1 protein-coding gene is annotated in these 353 nt (G+C 59.8%); it reads right to left on the reverse strand.

The window, feature by feature from the left end; genetic code table 11:
* Window positions 1–353: ThuA domain-containing protein (locus EOC94_RS33770; protein WP_185928396.1), on the reverse strand; the 353-nt coding region annotated here is incomplete at both ends.

Genomic DNA, 353 nt, shown 5'->3' on the forward strand with positions numbered 1-353 from the left:
TTCCGGCACCGCGAACTCATCCGCCGTGTGACCAAGGGAACTGTAGAAAACCTTCCCCGCCCCATAGCGCCGTTTCCAGACGACCGGCATGACGACGCCGCCTATCCCCGGAAAATGCGCGTCGGTGAAGGTGGTGGTCGCCAGCACCTCATTGCTTGGGTCGACATGCATGTAATATTGCTCCGACCGGTAGGCGAAATCGCTGATGCCTTTTGTGATCGGATCGTCCGGCCGGGTGATCGCGACAGTGTAGTCGATGATGTTGCCGGGATGCGCCACCCATTGGCCGCCGGTCATGAACTGATAGTCAGGCTCATTGCGGAAACTGTCGCCCATCGTGCCGTGGAAACCGC

The organism is Mesorhizobium sp. M6A.T.Ce.TU.016.01.1.1, from assembly GCF_003997065.1.
In the GTDB taxonomy this organism is placed as follows: Bacteria; Pseudomonadota; Alphaproteobacteria; order Rhizobiales; family Rhizobiaceae; genus Mesorhizobium; species Mesorhizobium mediterraneum.